This window comes from Ruegeria sp. BHSB196, from assembly GCF_059613135.1.
Genome location: NZ_JBXWRY010000045.1, coordinates 13,840 through 29,413 on the forward strand (window position 1 = coordinate 13,840; position 15,574 = coordinate 29,413).

Annotated in this window: 14 protein-coding genes; 7 read left to right on the forward strand and 7 right to left on the reverse strand. The window is 63.6% G+C overall.

Features of this window, described 5'->3' with window-relative positions:
• Positions 1-5: 5 nt before the first annotated feature.
• The 4 genes from AC2FNJ_RS17145 to AC2FNJ_RS17160 form a co-directional block, all read right to left on the reverse strand.
• A complete protein-coding gene (locus AC2FNJ_RS17145; RefSeq protein ID WP_496765900.1) occupies positions 6-1,067 on the reverse strand; it encodes a Gfo/Idh/MocA family protein in 1,062 nt (353 codons plus the stop codon).
• Between the two features lie 34 nt (positions 1,068-1,101).
• Positions 1,102-2,202 carry a DegT/DnrJ/EryC1/StrS family aminotransferase gene (locus AC2FNJ_RS17150; RefSeq protein ID WP_496765901.1) on the reverse strand — a complete coding sequence of 367 codons (1,101 nt, stop codon included), beginning with the start codon at positions 2,200-2,202 and terminating at the stop codon, positions 1,102-1,104.
• A complete protein-coding gene (locus tag AC2FNJ_RS17155; protein WP_496765902.1) occupies positions 2,199-2,615 on the reverse strand; it encodes a sugar 3,4-ketoisomerase in 417 nt (138 codons plus the stop codon). Before AC2FNJ_RS17155 ends, AC2FNJ_RS17150 begins: the two co-directional genes overlap by 4 nt.
• A 1,338-nt stretch (positions 2,616-3,953) precedes the next feature.
• Complete coding sequence (locus tag AC2FNJ_RS17160) at positions 3,954-4,508, reverse strand: hypothetical protein (protein WP_496765903.1); 555 nt, start codon at positions 4,506-4,508, stop codon at positions 3,954-3,956.
• 301 nt (positions 4,509-4,809) lie between these two features.
• Between AC2FNJ_RS17160 and pheT the strand changes: the two genes are divergently transcribed.
• Entirely contained in the window at positions 4,810-7,206 is a 2,397-nt protein-coding gene (gene pheT, locus AC2FNJ_RS17165) for a phenylalanine--tRNA ligase subunit beta (protein WP_496765904.1), read from the forward strand.
• A 45-nt stretch (positions 7,207-7,251) separates the two neighbouring features.
• On the opposite strand, the gene AC2FNJ_RS17170 is transcribed toward pheT, so the two are convergent.
• Positions 7,252-8,136: a LysR family transcriptional regulator gene (locus tag AC2FNJ_RS17170; RefSeq protein WP_496765906.1), complete on the reverse strand. Its 885-nt coding sequence runs from the start codon at positions 8,134-8,136 to the stop codon at positions 7,252-7,254.
• An 84-nt stretch (positions 8,137-8,220) separates the two neighbouring features.
• Between AC2FNJ_RS17170 and AC2FNJ_RS17175 the strand changes: the two genes are divergently transcribed.
• The 3 genes from AC2FNJ_RS17175 (at position 8,221) to AC2FNJ_RS17185 (ending at position 11,078) form a co-directional block, all read left to right on the forward strand.
• Positions 8,221-8,859: a class I SAM-dependent methyltransferase gene (locus AC2FNJ_RS17175; protein ID WP_496765907.1), complete on the forward strand. Its 639-nt coding sequence runs from the start codon at positions 8,221-8,223 to the stop codon at positions 8,857-8,859.
• Positions 8,860-8,947: 88 nt separating this feature from the next.
• Positions 8,948-9,397, forward strand: a complete 450-nt coding sequence (locus AC2FNJ_RS17180; protein ID WP_496765908.1) for a YtoQ family protein — start codon at positions 8,948-8,950, stop codon at positions 9,395-9,397.
• 73 nt (positions 9,398-9,470) lie between these two features.
• Positions 9,471-11,078: a GMC family oxidoreductase gene (locus AC2FNJ_RS17185; protein WP_496765919.1), complete on the forward strand. Its 1,608-nt coding sequence runs from the start codon at positions 9,471-9,473 to the stop codon at positions 11,076-11,078.
• On the opposite strand, the gene AC2FNJ_RS17190 is transcribed toward AC2FNJ_RS17185, so the two are convergent.
• Positions 11,059-11,757: a glutathione S-transferase family protein gene (locus AC2FNJ_RS17190; RefSeq protein ID WP_496765910.1), complete on the reverse strand. Its 699-nt coding sequence runs from the start codon at positions 11,755-11,757 to the stop codon at positions 11,059-11,061. The genes AC2FNJ_RS17185 and AC2FNJ_RS17190 overlap by 20 nt on opposite strands.
• A 211-nt stretch (positions 11,758-11,968) precedes the next feature.
• Here AC2FNJ_RS17190 and AC2FNJ_RS17195 point away from each other — a divergent pair, with 211 nt between their 5' ends.
• Positions 11,969-12,775, forward strand: a complete 807-nt coding sequence (locus tag AC2FNJ_RS17195; protein ID WP_496765912.1) for a mechanosensitive ion channel family protein — start codon at positions 11,969-11,971, stop codon at positions 12,773-12,775.
• 140 nt (positions 12,776-12,915) lie between these two features.
• Here AC2FNJ_RS17195 and ald read toward each other — a convergent pair whose 3' ends face one another.
• Complete coding sequence (gene ald, locus AC2FNJ_RS17200; RefSeq protein ID WP_496765921.1) at positions 12,916-14,034, reverse strand: alanine dehydrogenase; 1,119 nt, start codon at positions 14,032-14,034, stop codon at positions 12,916-12,918.
• A gap of 138 nt (positions 14,035-14,172) precedes the next feature.
• Here ald and AC2FNJ_RS17205 point away from each other — a divergent pair, with 138 nt between their 5' ends.
• Both AC2FNJ_RS17205 and ppk2 read left to right on the forward strand, forming a co-directional pair.
• Positions 14,173-14,631, forward strand: a complete 459-nt coding sequence (locus AC2FNJ_RS17205; RefSeq protein WP_496765913.1) for an Lrp/AsnC family transcriptional regulator — start codon at positions 14,173-14,175, stop codon at positions 14,629-14,631.
• A gap of 231 nt (positions 14,632-14,862) precedes the next feature.
• Positions 14,863-15,574 (forward strand): polyphosphate kinase 2 (gene ppk2, locus AC2FNJ_RS17210; protein ID WP_496765914.1); only part of this gene is annotated, 712 nt, incomplete at its 3' end.

Here is a 15,574-nt window from a genome sequence, read left to right on the forward strand (position 1 = left end):
ACGCCCTACCCGTTCGCGTCTATCCGCAGTTTCGGCACTTCAAGGTAGCGCCCCGGTTCGTTGATGGCGCGGCGGACCGTCAGCGCGACGTTCAACGCTTCGGCGCCGTCGCGGGCGGTGATCTTGGGCGCAGCCTTGCCGAGGGCCACGTCGCGGAAATGGGACAGCTGATCCGCAAAGACGCCTTGCCAGCTTTGAGCCACCATGTCCCGGTCTTCGACTTCAAACGGCTTGGTCCAATCGGGTTCCGGTTGTTTCCAAATCTTCAGTTGGGGAAATTCCACCGCGCCGCTTTCGAACAGGAAACGGTAGGGGTTCTTGCGCGAATGCGGGAAGGTCGGCGCATTCTCACCGGTGGCCTGTTCCCAGCTCCACGGCGATGCCGCGCTGTCGCTCAGAAGGATCGTGCCCAGGGCGCCGCTTTCGAATTCCATGTTCAGCGAAACCGTCGCCTCGACATGGGGAAGACGGCGGCGTTCGGCGCAAAAGGCGGAAAGGCCGCGAATGGGGCCGGCCATGGTCTGAAGATACTCGATTTCGTGGATCAGGTTGATCATGATGGGTCCGCCACTGGGACCGACACGCCATTCCGTGTTGAAGTAGTCATCCGGCTTGCGCACCGACCAGACGCCCGAAACGCCCACCAAGGCGCCCAGGGTGCCGCCCTGGATCAGATCGCGCATTTCGCGGATGACCGGATTGTACCTGCGGTGATGGCCGACCAGAACGGGAACCCCGGTGCGTCTTTCGGCCTCCAGTATCGCTTCGCACTCTTCCACCGTCGCGGCGATGGGCTTTTCGATCAGCACCGGCAATCCCGCTTCCATCAGTTCAATGGCGATTTCCGCGTGGGTTTCGTTCGGGCTCGAGATGATCGCCGCCTCTGCAAGGCCGGAGTCCACCAGTTCCCGATGCGATCTGAAATTCGGAATCCCGTGGGCTTTCAGAATGTCGGTGGGCGTATGATGCGGGTTCACCACGGCAACCAGGCTCAGTTCGGGATCCTTCGCGATCAAATCGATGTGCTTGCGCCCGATCAAGCCGCTCCCGACGACAGCAGTCTTCATGTTCGATCTACCCTTCCTTGCACAAGCAACGCTTTCACCGCAGCACGTGTTTCAATGTATCCAGCACGGCGTCCTGTTCGCGTCGCGCCAGGTGGGGTCCGATGGGCAGGCTCAGCAGATGGTCCGCCTGAGCGCTTGCGATCGGAAAATCCGCACCCGCCGCCGCGGCGGCACGATAGGCCTCTTGCCGATGCGGAGGCACCGGATAGTGAATCAAGGTTTGAATGCCGGCGTCGGCCAGTCTTGCCTGCACCTTGTCGCGTTCTTGCACCTGAACGACAAACAGGTGCCAGACCGGCTCGGCCCAGTTGGGAACATGGGGAAGGGTCAGACCGGAAGACGCCAATGCATCCAGGTAACGGTTCGCCGCATTCCGCCGCCGTTCATTCCACCGATCGAGGTGTTTCAGTTTCACGCGGAGAATCGCGGCCTGGATCGGGTCCAGCCGGCTGTTCGTACCCTGGACCTCGTGGTGGTACTTCCGGCGCGAGCCGTAGTTCCGAAAGAGGGCGATCCTGTCCGCCAGGGCGGCATCGTTTGTCGTCACCGCCCCGCCGTCCCCGAACGCTCCGAGATTCTTGCCCGGATAGAAACTCCAGCACACGGCATCGCCGCGTGATCCGATGCGTTTGCCTTTGTAGCGGGCGCCATGAGCCTGCGCGGCATCTTCGATCACGTACAACCCGTGTTTGCGCGCGATGGCCACGAGCGGATCCAGATCGGCCGGCTGGCCGTACAGATGCACGGGCATCAGGGCGCGCGTCCGGTCGGTAACGGCCGCCTCGACCCGATTGGGGTCGATGTTGTAGGTCGCCGGATCCGGTTCGACACCGACAGGAACCGCGCCCACGGCGGAAACCGCGAGCCAGGACGCGACGAAGGTGTTCGAGGGAACGATGACCTCGTCCCCGTCGCCGATCCCGAGCGCCCGCAGGGCCAGCACCAGCGCGTCCAGCCCACTGCCCACGCCCACGGCTTTTTCCGCCTCACAATAGGTGGCGAATTCCTGTTCGAACGCCTCGACCTCGGGTCCGAGAATGTAATACCCGCTGGCCAGAACGCGGGCGACGGCGTCATCAATCTCGGGTTTCAGTTCGTGGTAGGAGGCGGAAAGGTCAAGAAACGAAACGGTCAACTGTTCTGCTCCGCGGCGGCCTTGCTGAACTCATCGTAATCTCGGTAGTAATCGGCTTCGTCGTAGGCGTCCGAGGCCAGCACCATGCAGACGGCGCCGGACGAGAAGTTGTCCAGTTCACGCCAGACCATCGGGCCGATGTACAGCCCCTTGTAGGAACGGTTCAGTTGAACGGTTTTCTTCGAGAACCCGTCATCCAGTGTTACGTCAAAGCTGCCCGACATTGCGATCATGAGCTGGTGCAACGCCTTGTGCGCATGACCGCCCCGTTCCGCACCACCGGGCACGTCATAGAGATAATAGACCCGACGAATGTCGAAAGGGATATGATTGCCACCTTCGACAAACGTCAAATTGCCGCGGCGGTCCTGTATCCTCGGAAGATCGTAGATCAGACATTCATCAATCAACATGCTGCTTCGGTCCGGCTGGTTTCAAACTCAAGACAAGGCCATGTGGCCAAAACAGATCTTTGGCACAACAATTCCGTCAAGACACCCCCTTCGTACAACCCTTGCGGTATTCAGGCTGATTTTGGCCAATTCCGTTGCGCTGGTCCGGTCCTGTCTGCCGGCGGCGGCGGTTTTTGCGGCGGTTTTTCTTGATACCGCAAGGTGCTGTATCCGAGCCAGAGCGAAAGCCGGCAAGCCGGTCGTCTTCACCCGAGCGGGTTTGCACGTCACGCCGCAAGCGGGGGCAGAGCGAATTGGCCACTCGGCAGTGCGCGCGGTGGCCGCCGCCGATGCCACCGGAAACGCTGTGCACTTGCGCAACGCCATCCGGCGAAGCGTCCTTCGCACGCCGCTTCCGTTTCCGGATATTGCTTCTTCGATAATGGCTTCATCTCCAATCCAGAAACCCCCGTGTCACGATGCCGTGTCGCGTCGGCACGAAGTATCGTCCCTGAGTACCCTTTGACCCCGCGGTGTCAACCGCCGATGCCTCGACGGGTTTGCGGAACTTGTTCGGATGTCCCGGTTGTCCACCGCATTCGGCGGGGTTCTCTTTCCGCCGCCGCGGCCCGTCGGTTTGCCCCGACGTCTTGAACGCCGGCCGACCGCGCACCGCGCCGACCGGTATCCCGGCACGTCATCGCCGCGAAAAAAGCCCCCGGCGATGACCGGGGGCTTCTGACGACGCGGCGCAGTGCGCGGGTTCACTGGATCGGGGTGGTGGCTTGGGCACCTGAGATGATCGCTTCTCCCCGAGGATGATACGCAGGGTTTAACCGAGGAAGTTTTCTGCGCGCGTCGTTTTCAAATATCGGACCGCCCCTTGCCTGCATACTGCTCTGACAGGTCTTGGCGATGGAACTGCCGCTGTTGACGGCTCGACCGACACTACGGCCGTGACCCAGTTGCGGGCGGTCCGACAAGTTTGGGTCGCGGCGCGCAGCGCGTGCCACCACGCCGCGACCCGTTCCGAGGTGTTTTCTTGGATCTTCGACTTCGCGTCCCCGGCGCGCCGGGCGGTGGTTTTCTCGAGACAGCCGGCATGGGGGGTAACGCCGGTGTCGAGATCGCCACCTGAGACGGCCGAACCCGGGCTGGGTGCGTAGGCCCAAAAGAGCTTGGATACTCTTTGTTTCACGGGTGACCCTCCGTTTGGCAGCTGGACTAGGGACAGGGCAAGGTAAGCCGAGAACAAAGACAAAAATGAGGCAGAATCCGGACATAATGGCAATTCTGCGCGGGAAATCTGAAAATGTAAGAGATTTCAAGGACTTTCGGGCGCCATTTCGGCGATTGTCCTCAGAACCGATACAGGTAGCGCACCTTCAGCCGCAGGTTTTCGGCGGCCGAGCCGTCAAAAACACGCTCGAAAAAGGTCTTGGCCGGCGTCGATCTTGCCTCCAGTTGGCAACTGATCTGTTCGACGGTGTTGATGGGTCCGTAATCGGACGCGCATCCGCGTCCTTTCAGGCTGTCGCGTTCGAAATCGAGGATCGACAGAGACAGGCTGCTGTTGCGTGTTGTCTCGGGTTGAATGACGAACCCAAGGCGCAGGGCCTGCCTGGCGGACTCTGCGGTTCCGGGCGTCCGTGTTCCCGGCGGCGTTCCGTTGCGCGCCGCCTGGGTGGTCCAGGGAAGGCGGATGTCGTGCCAGCCCTTGGCGACCCAGTCGCGGAACGGGTTGTTGCCCCGGCTGGCCCGCTCCTTCTCGGCCCGGCTGATGGGGCGGAGGCTCAGTGTCGGCGCGTTGGCGGCCTGCATCGCCTGAGATTGTGCTTCCGCAGGCTCGGACTGGGCCGCGCCGGAACTTGCCAGGGTCAGGCAAAGCGCGGCGGCGGCCAGAACGTTTGCCAAAACGGGCCTTGCGCCGAAGCGCGCCCCGATCCTTGCGGGTGGCCGTTCGCCGGGTCTGTGCAATGTTCCAGAAATCACGATCGGGGGTCGTCCTTGCGCGGATTCGCGGTCACAGCCTCGGATGCTACCCGAAATCGGCACAGGAAGCGCCGCGTCCAAGGAATTATGTCCGGAAACTGTGGCATTGCCGCAATTCTCCTGTTGCAAAACCACCCGGTCCCGCCGTCCGCCGGCCTCTTCCACCCAATCGGAATATCCGCTACATGCGTTCCGACCAAAGACGACTGGCGGATTGCGACCGATGAAATTCACCCTTTCCTGGCTCAAGGATCACCTGGACACCGACGCGTCGGTTGACGAGATCGCCGAGGCACTGACCGATCTCGGACTCGAGGTCGAAGAGGTGGTGAACCCCGCCGACCGGCTCAAGGATTTCAGGCTCGGCTACGTGACACATGCCGAGAAACACCCCGACGCCGACAAGCTGCGGGTCTGCAAGGTTCGGACGGATGAGGGCGAGGTGCAGATCATCTGCGGTGCGCCCAATGCGCGCGAGGGGATCACGGTCGTGGTGGCCAAGCCGGGCGTTTACGTGCCGGGCATCGACACCACCATCGGCGTCGGCAAGATCCGAGGCATCGAAAGCTTTGGCATGATGTGTTCCGAGCGCGAGATGGAACTCAGCGACGAACATGACGGGATCATCGAGCTGCCCACGGGCGAGGTCGGGGATCGATTCGTGGACTGGCTGGCCGAGAACGACCCCTCCAAGGTCGATCCGGTGTTCGAGATCGCGATCACGCCCAACCGCCCGGATGCGCTGGGCGTGGCGGGCCTCGCCCGCGATCTGGCGGCGCGCGGGCTGGGCACGCTCAAGACCCGCGATTATGCGCCGGTGCCGGGAGATTTCGAGAGTCCGATCAAGGTCACGATCGATCAGGACACACTGGACGGCTGCCCGCTGTTCACCGGGCGGGTGATCCGGGGGGTCAGGAACGGACCCAGCCCGCAATGGCTGCAGGATCAGCTCAAGGCGATCGGCCTGCGCCCGATCTCGGCGCTGGTGGACATCACCAATTACATGACCTTTGACCACAACCGCCCGCTGCACGTCTTCGACGCGGACAAGGTCAGGGGCAATCTGCGCGTCCACCGGGCCAAGGGTGGCGAAACCCTCGTGGCGCTGGACGAAAAGGAATACACGTTCGAGCCCGGGATGATGGTGATCTCGGACGACAACGGACCCGAGTCGATCGGCGGCATCATGGGCGGGCTCGAGACCGGATGCACCGGGGATACCGTCAACGTGTTCCTCGAAAGCGCCTATTGGAACCATGTCCAGATCGCGCTGGCGGGCCGGGCGCTGAAGATCAATTCGGATGCGCGCTACCGGTTCGAGCGGGGCGTGGACCCTGACTTCACGCTGAAGGGGCTGGAGCACGCCACCCAGATGATCCTGGATATCTGCGGCGGCGAAGCCTCGGATGTCGTGGTCGCCGGTCAGGTGCCCGACCAGTCCCGCGCCTACCGGCTGGATGCCAAGCGCGTGCAGTCGCTGGTCGGCATGGACATTCCCGAAAGCGAACAGCGCCAGACGCTGACCCGGCTGGGTTTCCGCCTCGAAGGCGACATGGCGCATGTGCCAAGCTGGCGCCCCGACATCATGGGCGAGGCCGATCTGGTCGAGGAGGTTGCGCGCGTCGCCTCGCTGACCAAGCTTGAAGGCAAGCCGCTCGAGCGGCTGACGCCGGGAATTCCCAAACCGGTGATGACGCCCCGCCAGCGCCGCCAGTCGATGGCGCGGCGCACCTGCGCGGCGCTGGGATACAACGAATGCGTGACCTATACCTTCATCGACAAGGCGTCGGCCACGCTGTTCGGCGGCGGCGATGACGCCACGATGCTGGAAAACCCGATCTCTTCCGAGATGAGCCACATGCGCCCCGACCTGCTGCCGGGGTTGCTGCAGGCGGCGGCACGCAATCAGGCGCGCGGCTTCTCCGATCTGGCCCTGTTCGAGGTCGGCCCGGTGTTCCACAACGGAGAGCCGGGCGATCAGCAGACCCAGATCACCGGATTGCTGGTCGGGCGCACCGGCCCCAAGGACGTGCAGGCGTCGTCCCGTCCGGTGGATGTCTACGATGCCAAGGCCGATGCCGAGGCCGTGCTGGCCGCGATCGGCGCACCGGCCAAGGTGCAGATCCTGCGCGACGGCGATGCCTGGTGGCATCCCGGCCGACACGGCCGAATCTGCCTGGGCCCCAAGAAGGTTCTGGGCGTCTTCGGGGAACTGCATCCGCGCATCCTGCAGGCGATGGACGTCAAGGGGCCGGCCATGGCCTTTACCATCTGGCCCGACGAGGTGCCGCTGCCGCGCAAGGCCGGGGCGACCCGCTCGGCGCTGGAACTGCGCGACCTGCAGGCGGTCGAGCGTGACTTTGCCTTTGTCGTGGATGCCGATGTCGAGGCGCTGACGCTGGTCAATGCGGCCGCCGGGGCGGACAAGGCGCTGATCGAAGAGGTGCGCGTCTTTGACGAGTTCGTCGGCGGATCCCTGGGCGAGGGCAAGAAATCGCTGGCCATCACGGTGCGCCTGCAGCCGACCGAAGCGACGCTGAAGGAAAAGGATATCGAGGCGGTGGCGGAAAAGATAATCGCCAAGGTGTCCAAGGCCACCGGCGGCGTGTTGCGAGGCTGACCGCCGCGAACGATTGCCTCGGAAGCGCGCCTTCAGGCGCGTTTTCTATTTCGACAGGAACTCCGACAGCAGGTCGAAGACCAGCCGGATGCGCTTGCTGGTGTGCAGTTCGCGATGGGTGGTCAGCCAGATCGGGAACTTGATGGGCTCCATTTCGGGCAGTACCCGTTCCAGACCGGGCGTGGAATCGCCGACCACCTGCGACATCGGCGCGATGCCAAACCCCTGCCTGGCGTATTCCCAGGCCACGATCCCGTTCTGGGATCCCAGCCGGAAATTCTCCTCGCTCAGATGGATGCCGAACGGCTTCAGGTAGTCGATCATCCGTTGGGTATCGCCGAAGCCGATGAATTCGTGCTGTGACAGGTCGGGTTTGGATTTGGGTCGCCCCATGCGGTTGAGATAATCGGTGGTCGCGTAGAAATGCCCCGATGCCTCCTGCACCAGTTTGGCGATCAGGTCCGGCTGGTCCGGGCGCACATGGCGGATGGCGATATCCGCTTCGCGCCGCATCAGGTCGCGGATATCGTTGGCGGCAATCACCTCGATCCGCAGGCGCGGCGCCTGCGACCGGATCTGGCGCAGCAGGTCGGGCAGGAAATAGGCCGACATCACGTCGCTGGCGGTGATGCGGACCAGCCCCTCGATCGACTGCGCCTGTCCCGTTGCGGTCAGGGCGATCCTGTTGGCGGCCTCGCCCATCGCACGGGCGTGATCCAGCAAACCGGCACCGGCCTGGGTGAGGGTCAGCGACCGTCCGACGCGCTCGAACAGCATCACGCCCAGATCGGCCTCGAGCGCGGCGACCTGGCGGCTCAGCGTGGGCTGCGACTGCCCGATTTGGCGCGCGGCGGCGGAGAGCGAGCCGGTTTCGGCGGTGGCCAGGAAGGCGCGGATGTGGTTCCAGTCGAAATCGCGGGTCTTTTTCATGCAAAAATGTATAAAGACTCTGCGGATTTCAGCAATTCCTATTCGATCTGCGCATGAATAAGTAGCGTGCAAAGGAGATCAACCATGACAGCGACGACGGCGAAATTCTGGGACGGGATCGCGACCAAATACGCAAAGTCTCCGATCCGTGACATGGAATCCTATGAACATACTCTGGGACGGACACGGTCTTATCTGACTTCGGATGACCGGGTTCTGGAACTCGGCTGCGGGACAGGGTCGACGGCGCTGTTGCTGGCGCCATCGGTTGCGCACATCACGGCAAGCGATTTTTCCGAAGGAATGCTGGAGATCGGCCGGAGCAAAGCCAAGGCCGAAGCGGTCGACAATGTCACGTTCGAGCGCATCGATGTCACCGCGCCGGGCCAGGGTCAGACCTATGACGCGATACTCGGCTTCAACCTGTTCCACCTTGTGCGGGACATTGACAGCGTTTTCGCGGGCATCCACGCGCGGCTGAAGCCGGGCGGGGTGTTCATTTCGAAAACACCCTGCCTCGCCGAGGGAGGTCTGGGGTTCAAGTTCGGTTTGCTCAAGATGTTTCTGCCCGTGATGCAGCTGGTCGGCAAAGCGCCCTTCGTCAACCTGTTGGATATCGAAACACTTGAATCGGCGATCACCAAAGCGGGGTTCGAGATCGTCGAAAGCGGCAATTTCCCGGCAACGCCACCCGCCCGATATCTGGTCGCCCGCAAGATATGACAGCGACGGCGCGGATTTCTGCACATCCCGCATTGGGCTCCGCCTGATTGCAGTTTAAGTAGGCTCTGCAACAACAGCGGAGGAAGCCATGGGCCTGAACGTCTATCTCTCGGGTGAGATCCACACCGACTGGCGCGAGCAGATCATCGATGGTGCGCAGGGGCTGGACATCACCTTCAGCAGCCCAGTGACCGACCATGCGGCCAGCGACGATTGCGGCGTGGCGATCCTGGGGGGCGAGACGGACAAGTACTGGCACGACCACAAGGGCGCGATGGTGAACGCGATCCGCATCCGAAAGGGCATCGCGGATGCGGATGTGGTCGTCGTGCGCTTTGGCGACAAGTACAAGCAGTGGAACGCTGCCTTCGACGCCGGATATGCGGCGGGGCTGGGCAAGTCGATCATCGTGCTGCACGGCCCCGACCACCAGCATGCGCTCAAGGAAGTGGATGCCGCGGCGTTGGCCGTGGCCGAGCAGCCGGGCCAGGTGGTGGACATCCTGCGCTATGTGCTGACCGGCAAGCTGCCGGGCTAAGCGCCACGTTCCGCTTGCCCGACATCGCGGCGCCCCCTACGCTTTCCAGATGCAGCGATGGGAGGTGCTGGCCATGGAATTCGACTATGTCGTCGTGGGCGGAGGGTCGGCGGGCTGCGTCATGGCCGCGCGCCTGAGCGAAAACCCGGACGTGTCCGTTTGCCTGATCGAGGCCGGCGGCAGCGGCGAGGATCTGGTGATCCGTGCCCCGGCGCTGGTGGTCGCGATGATCTCGGGCCGGCCCAGGATCAACAACTGGGCGTTCCAGACCGTGCCCCAGCCGGAGCTGAACGGACGGCAGGGGTTCCATCCGCGCGGCAAGGCGCTGGGCGGCTCCTCGGCCATCAACGCGATGCTCTATGTGCGCGGGCATCCGACGGATTACGACCACTGGGCCGATCTGGGTTGTGACGGGTGGGACTGGAACAGCGTCCTGCCCTATTTCCGGAAGGCCGAAGGGAACGTTCGCGGGTCGGACGACCTGCACGGGTCCGACGGGCCGCTCAAGGTCTCCGATCAGTCCGATCCCCGCGCGATCACCCATGCCTTTGTCGAAGCCTGCGTCCAGCAGCAGGTGCGCAGGAACCCGGATTTCAACGGCCCGGAACAGGAAGGCGCGGGCCTGTACCAGGTCACGCAGTTCCACGACGGGCCGCACAAGGGGGAACGGTGTTCGGCGGCGGCGGCCTATGTGCGGGAGGTCCGCGACCGGCCGAACCTGACCGTGCTGACCAAGGCGACGGCCGAGCGCGTGCTGTTCGACGGCAAACGGGCAACCGGTGTCGAGATCCGCAGGAAGGGCGCCACCGAGCGGGTGGGCGCGCGCCGCGAAGTGATCCTGTCGGGTGGCGCCTTCGGCTCGCCGCAGCTTCTGCTGCTGTCCGGGATCGGCCCGCGGGAGGAACTGGCCCAACACGGCATCGACGTGGTGCACGAGCTTCCGGGGGTCGGGCAGAACCTGCAGGACCACCTGGATTACGTCATCAGCTACAAGTCGAAGCGCAAGGATGTCGTGGGCCTGTCACCGGGCGGTGCGCTGGACCTGATCCGGGCGGGCCTGGCCTGGCGCCGGGACGGGAGCGGGATGTTCGCGACGCCCTTTGCCGAAGGCGGGGCGTTCCTGAAATCGGATCCGTCGCAGCCCCGGCCGGACCTGCAACTGCATTTCGTCATCGGCATCGTCGACGATCACATGCGCAAGATTCACCTCGGCTACGGGTTCTCGTGCCATGCCTGCGTGCTGCGGCCGTTCAGCCGGGGGCATGTGGGGCTGAATTCGGCGCGGGCGACGGATGCTCCACGGATCGATCCAGCCTTCCTGAGCGATGCGCGCGATCTGGACCTTTTGAAGAAGGGTGCGCGGCAGATGGAGGCCATTCTGGAATCGCCGCAGCTGGAACCGTGGCGGGGCAAGCGGCTCTATCCGCATGACGGCAGCGAGGAACAGCTGGAGGCCGACATTCGCAACCGCGCCGACACGATCTATCACCCGGTCGGAACCTGCAAGATGGGGCGGGATGACATGGCGGTCGTGGATCCTGAGGCCCGGGTTCACGGGGTCGAGGGGCTGCGCGTCGTGGATGCGTCGATCATGCCGACGCTGATCGGCGGGAACACCAACGCTCCCACCATCATGATCGCGGAAAAAGTGGCGGCGGCGATCACGCCCGCGGCGGCGTGACCATGCCCTTCTGCACCGCCGGGCGCTGCAGGAAACGGTCCACATAGGCGGTGACGTTCCGGTGATCGTCCCAGCCGACGACCTCCTTTGCGCCGTAGAACTCCAGCGCGTTGAGCCACGGGGCGATGGCGATGTCGGCGATGGAATAGTCGCCGGCAATCCAGTCCCTTCCGGCAAGTTGGCCGTCCACGACCGCCAGGAGGCGCCTGGCCTCATTGATGTATCGTTCGCGGGGCCGCGGATCCTCGATCTCGCTGCCGGCGAACTTGTGGAAGAACCCGAGCTGACCGAACATCGGCCCGATGCCGCCCATCTGAAACATCAGCCATTGTGTGACGCGATGCTTGTCGCTTGCGGTCGCGCCGAGGAGCTTGCCGGACTTTTCCGCCAGATAGAGCAGGATCGCGCCGCTTTCGAAAAGGCCGATCGGCGCGCCGTCGGGGCCGTCGGGGTCGATGATGGCGGGGATCTTGTTGTTGGGGTTCAGCGACAGGAATTCGGGGCTTTTGACATCCGCATCGGCAAGCGTCACGCGATGCGCTTCGTAGGGCAGGCCGGTTTCTTCCAGCATGATCGACGCCTTCACGCCGTTGGGGGTGGGGTAGGAATAGAGTTGGATCCGGTCGGGGTGCGTGGCGGGCCAACGGCTCATGATGGGAAAGGTCGCGCTGTCCAGCATGGTTTTCTCCTGTTCTGGCTGCCATTCAAGCTAGGTATCAATCGGAGGAATTGCACCATGGCAACTGTGCGGCACCGGTCAGCGGCTGTTTTCTGGCGAACAGACAGGGGGAAAACCCGGCTGCGATGCACCTGGACGGCCGGACGGAGGGGCTTGATTATCCGCGGCCATAGGCAATTGTGAACGAGACATTGGGACAAGGGAGACAATCGTGGACGACATCGTGAACCAGGCGGGCGAATTCGCGCCGCTGCTGTTGAACGCCATCAAGGCGCTGATCGTCATCGTTCTGGGCTGGATCGTGGCCGGAGCCGTGGGCCGCATGGTCCGCAACCGGATCAACGCCACGCCGCAGATCGACCCGACGCTGGGCAATTTCGCCGCCAGCATGGTGAAATGGGTGATCCTGGCCATGGTTCTGGTGGCCGTGCTGGGCATCTTCGGGATCCAGGCGACGAGCATCGTCGCCATTCTCGGCGCCGCGTCGCTGGCCATCGGCCTGGCGTTGCAGGGCACGCTCAGCGATATTGCCGCCGGCGTGATGCTGGTGGTGTTCCGGCCCTACAAGCTGGGCCAGTATGTCGATATCGGCGGAACCGCGGGCACGGTGAAAGACCTCAACCTGTTCACCACCGAACTGGTGACGCCCGACAACGTGCAGATCATCGTGCCCAACGGGCAGGCCTGGGGGTCGATCATCACCAATTTCTCGGCGCATGACACGCGACGCGTCGATCTGGTGTTCGGCATCGACTACGGCGACAGCGCGGACAAGGCGATGGACATCATCCTGGAGGTCGCCAAGGCGGATGCACGGATTCTCGACGATCCGGAACCGTGGGTGAAAGTGACCAATCTCGGCGACAGTTCGGTCGATCTGACGGCGCGGCTGTGGTGCAAGGCCGAGGATTACTGGGATCTGAAATTCGAGATCACCAAGGCGGTCAAGGAAGCCTTCGACTCCAAGGGCATCTCGATTCCCTACCCGCATTCGGTGGAGATCCAGAAGGCGGGCTGAGGCGCTCCCGCCCGTCGTCACGGCGCTTGCGCGCCATTCCTCCGGTTGGGCCGGGCGCCGCGCCATCGGCGCGGCGCCCGGCCCAACGCTGGATCGCGGCCCCGCCAGGGGGCGCGGTCAGCGGCGGGAGCCCCCGCGTCTCAGGATTTCACCACCACGTTCGGCGACACCACGTCGATCCCCAGCGCCTTGCCGACGGCATAGTAGGTCAGTTGCCCGGCATGGACGTTCAGCCCGTCCAGCAGGTGGGGATCGTCCAGGCACGCCTGTTTCCAGCCCTTGTCGGCCAGCGCCAGCATGAACGGCATGGTGGCGTTGCCCAGCGCGATGGTCGAGGTGCGCGCGACCGCGCCCGGCATGTTGGCCACGCAGTAATGCATGATGCCGTCCACGTCATAGATCGGGTCGGCATGTGTCGTGGGCCTGGAGGTTTCGAAACAGCCGCCCTGGTCGATGGCCACGTCCACCAGCACCGCGCCGGGCTTCATGGTCGCAAGCTGGTCCCGGCGTACCAGTTTGGGCGCCGCCGCGCCCGGGATCAGAACCGCGCCGATCACCATGTCGGCGGTCTCGATCAGTTCGGCGGTGGACCCGGCGGTGGAATACTGGTTCTTGAAGGTATCGCCGAACACATCATCGAGATAGCGCAGGCGCGGCAGCGACCGGTCGAGCACGGTGACATCCGCGCCCATTCCGGCGGCGACCTTGGCCGCATGGGTGCCGACGACGCCGCCGCCGATCACCACGACCTTGGCGGGGCCAACGCCGGGCACGCCGCCCATCAGCACGCCGCGGCCGCCATTGGCCTTTTGCAGCGTCCAGGATCCGACCTGCGGCGCCAGACGGCCGGCGACTTCGGACATCGGCGCCAGCAGGGGCAGGCCGCCATTGGCGTCGGTCACGGTCTCGTAGGCGATCGCCGTGCAGCCCGAGGCCAGCAGGTCATGGGTCTGATCCGGGTCCGGCGCGAGATGCAGGTAGGTAAACAGCAACTGGCCTTCGCGCAGCATCTTGCGCTCCACCGCCTGCGGCTCCTTGACCTTGACGATCATGTCGGCGGTGGCGAAAACCTCTTCGGCCGTATCCACGATCCGCGCGCCGACGGCCTCGTAGGCCGCGTCGTCGAATCCGGCGCCGAGGCCGGCCTTGGTTTCGATGAGCACGTCGTGGCCGTGCGCGACCGCCTCGTGCGCGGCGTTCGGCGTCATGCCGACGCGGAACTCCTGTGGCTTGATTTCCTTGGGGCACCCGATCTTCATTTTCGTGATCTCCATTCACAAACTGCTCAAATTATGGGCAGTATCCGCTGCAATTTCTGTGAAACCCTGCTCGCCATTTGGGTGATCTGCGGGATAAACTTCGAAGAAGTGACAGAACCATGCAACAGGTGTGCGCGCATGAGCCTCGACGCAACCGATCGACGGATTCTCGCAGCCCTTCAGAAGAAGGGCCGGATGTCCAATGCGGAACTCTCCGAACAGGTCAACCTGTCGCCCTCGGCCTGCCACCGGCGCGTTCAGCGGCTGGAGGCAGACGGGTATATCCGAGACTACGTGGCGCTGCTGGATTCGCGAAAGCTCGGGGTGCCGACGACGGTCTTTGTGGAAATCACCTTGCAGGGGCAGGCCGAGGAGGTACTGGAAGCCTTCGAAAAGGCGGTGGCGCGCATCCCGGACGTTCTGGAATGTCACCTGATGGCCGGCTCCGCCGATTACATTCTCAAGGTGGTGGCCGAAAACACCGACGACTTCGCCCGCATCCACCGCCAGTATCTGTCGCGCCTGCCGGGCGTCGCGCAGATGCAGAGTTCCTTCGCGCTCCGGACCGTGTTCAAGACCACGGCCCTGCCGGTCTGACCCGGCCCGCCCGTGGCACGTCCGCGCATTCCGCGCCAGGCCGTATCGAGTGCTTGTATCTCGGTGGCTTGAGGTACACATTCAAAACTCAGATATTTCGCCTTGCGCGGTTGGATCGGCCAGCGCGGTTTCTAGCGGTCAAGCCCCTGGCAGGGGAACAGACCGGTCCGACACCCCGGGTTTACACGCCTCGGGTAAGTTCGCGGGGCGACCGGAAATAAGGAGCAGAAATTGGCATACGAACACGACACTGCGGCGCAGGACTGGCTGGAAGCGGAGCTTCAGGACACGCTGGACGAAGACATCGAGATCGAATTCAGCGAACCGATGCTCTCGATGGAGGTCAGGCGGATCTACCGGGAACAGCATCCCGACATGCTGGACCGCAAGGTGTATTTCCGCAACCTGCTGCGTCTGCAGGCCGAACTGATCAAGGTTCAGGACTGGGTTCAGCACACCAACGCCAAGGTCTGCATTCTGTTCGAGGGGCGCGACAGCGCCGGCAAGGGGGGTGTGATCAAGCGGATCACCCAGCGCCTGAACCCGCGGGTCGCCCGGGTCGTCGCGCTGCCGGCGCCCAACCGGCGCGAACAGAGCCAATGGTATTTCCAGCGCTACGTGCCGCACCTGCCCGCCGGGGGCGAGATCGTGCTGTTCGACCGGTCGTGGTACAACCGGGCCGGAGTCGAACGGGTGATGGGCTTTGCCACCGAGGATCAGGTCGAGCAGTTCTTTCAGGACGTTCCGGAATTCGAACGGATGCTGGTCCGGTCCGGCATCATCCTGCTGAAATACTGGTTCTCGATCACCGACGAGGAACAGCAGTTGCGGTTCCTCATGCGGATTCACGACCCGATGAAACAGTGGAAACTGTCTCCGATGGATCTGGAATCGCGGATCCGGTGGGAGCAGTACACCAAGGCCAAGGAGGACATGTTCTTTC

Coding starts and splice junctions, on each gene's coding strand:
- ald (WP_496765921.1), bottom strand. CDS start 14,034: ATGAAGATCGGGTGCCCCAAGGAAATCAAGCCACAGGAGTTCCGCGTC.
- pheT (WP_496765904.1), top strand. CDS start 4,810: ATGAAATTCACCCTTTCCTGGCTCAAGGATCACCTGGACACCGACGCG.
- AC2FNJ_RS17180 (WP_496765908.1), top strand. CDS start 8,948: ATGGGCCTGAACGTCTATCTCTCGGGTGAGATCCACACCGACTGGCGC.
- AC2FNJ_RS17205 (WP_496765913.1), top strand. CDS start 14,173: ATGAGCCTCGACGCAACCGATCGACGGATTCTCGCAGCCCTTCAGAAG.
- AC2FNJ_RS17145 (WP_496765900.1), bottom strand. CDS start 1,067: ATGAAGACTGCTGTCGTCGGGAGCGGCTTGATCGGGCGCAAGCACATC.
- AC2FNJ_RS17185 (WP_496765919.1), top strand. CDS start 9,471: ATGGAATTCGACTATGTCGTCGTGGGCGGAGGGTCGGCGGGCTGCGTC.
- AC2FNJ_RS17175 (WP_496765907.1), top strand. CDS start 8,221: ATGACAGCGACGACGGCGAAATTCTGGGACGGGATCGCGACCAAATAC.
- AC2FNJ_RS17155 (WP_496765902.1), bottom strand. CDS start 2,615: ATGTTGATTGATGAATGTCTGATCTACGATCTTCCGAGGATACAGGAC.
- AC2FNJ_RS17170 (WP_496765906.1), bottom strand. CDS start 8,136: ATGAAAAAGACCCGCGATTTCGACTGGAACCACATCCGCGCCTTCCTG.
- AC2FNJ_RS17190 (WP_496765910.1), bottom strand. CDS start 11,757: ATGCTGGACAGCGCGACCTTTCCCATCATGAGCCGTTGGCCCGCCACG.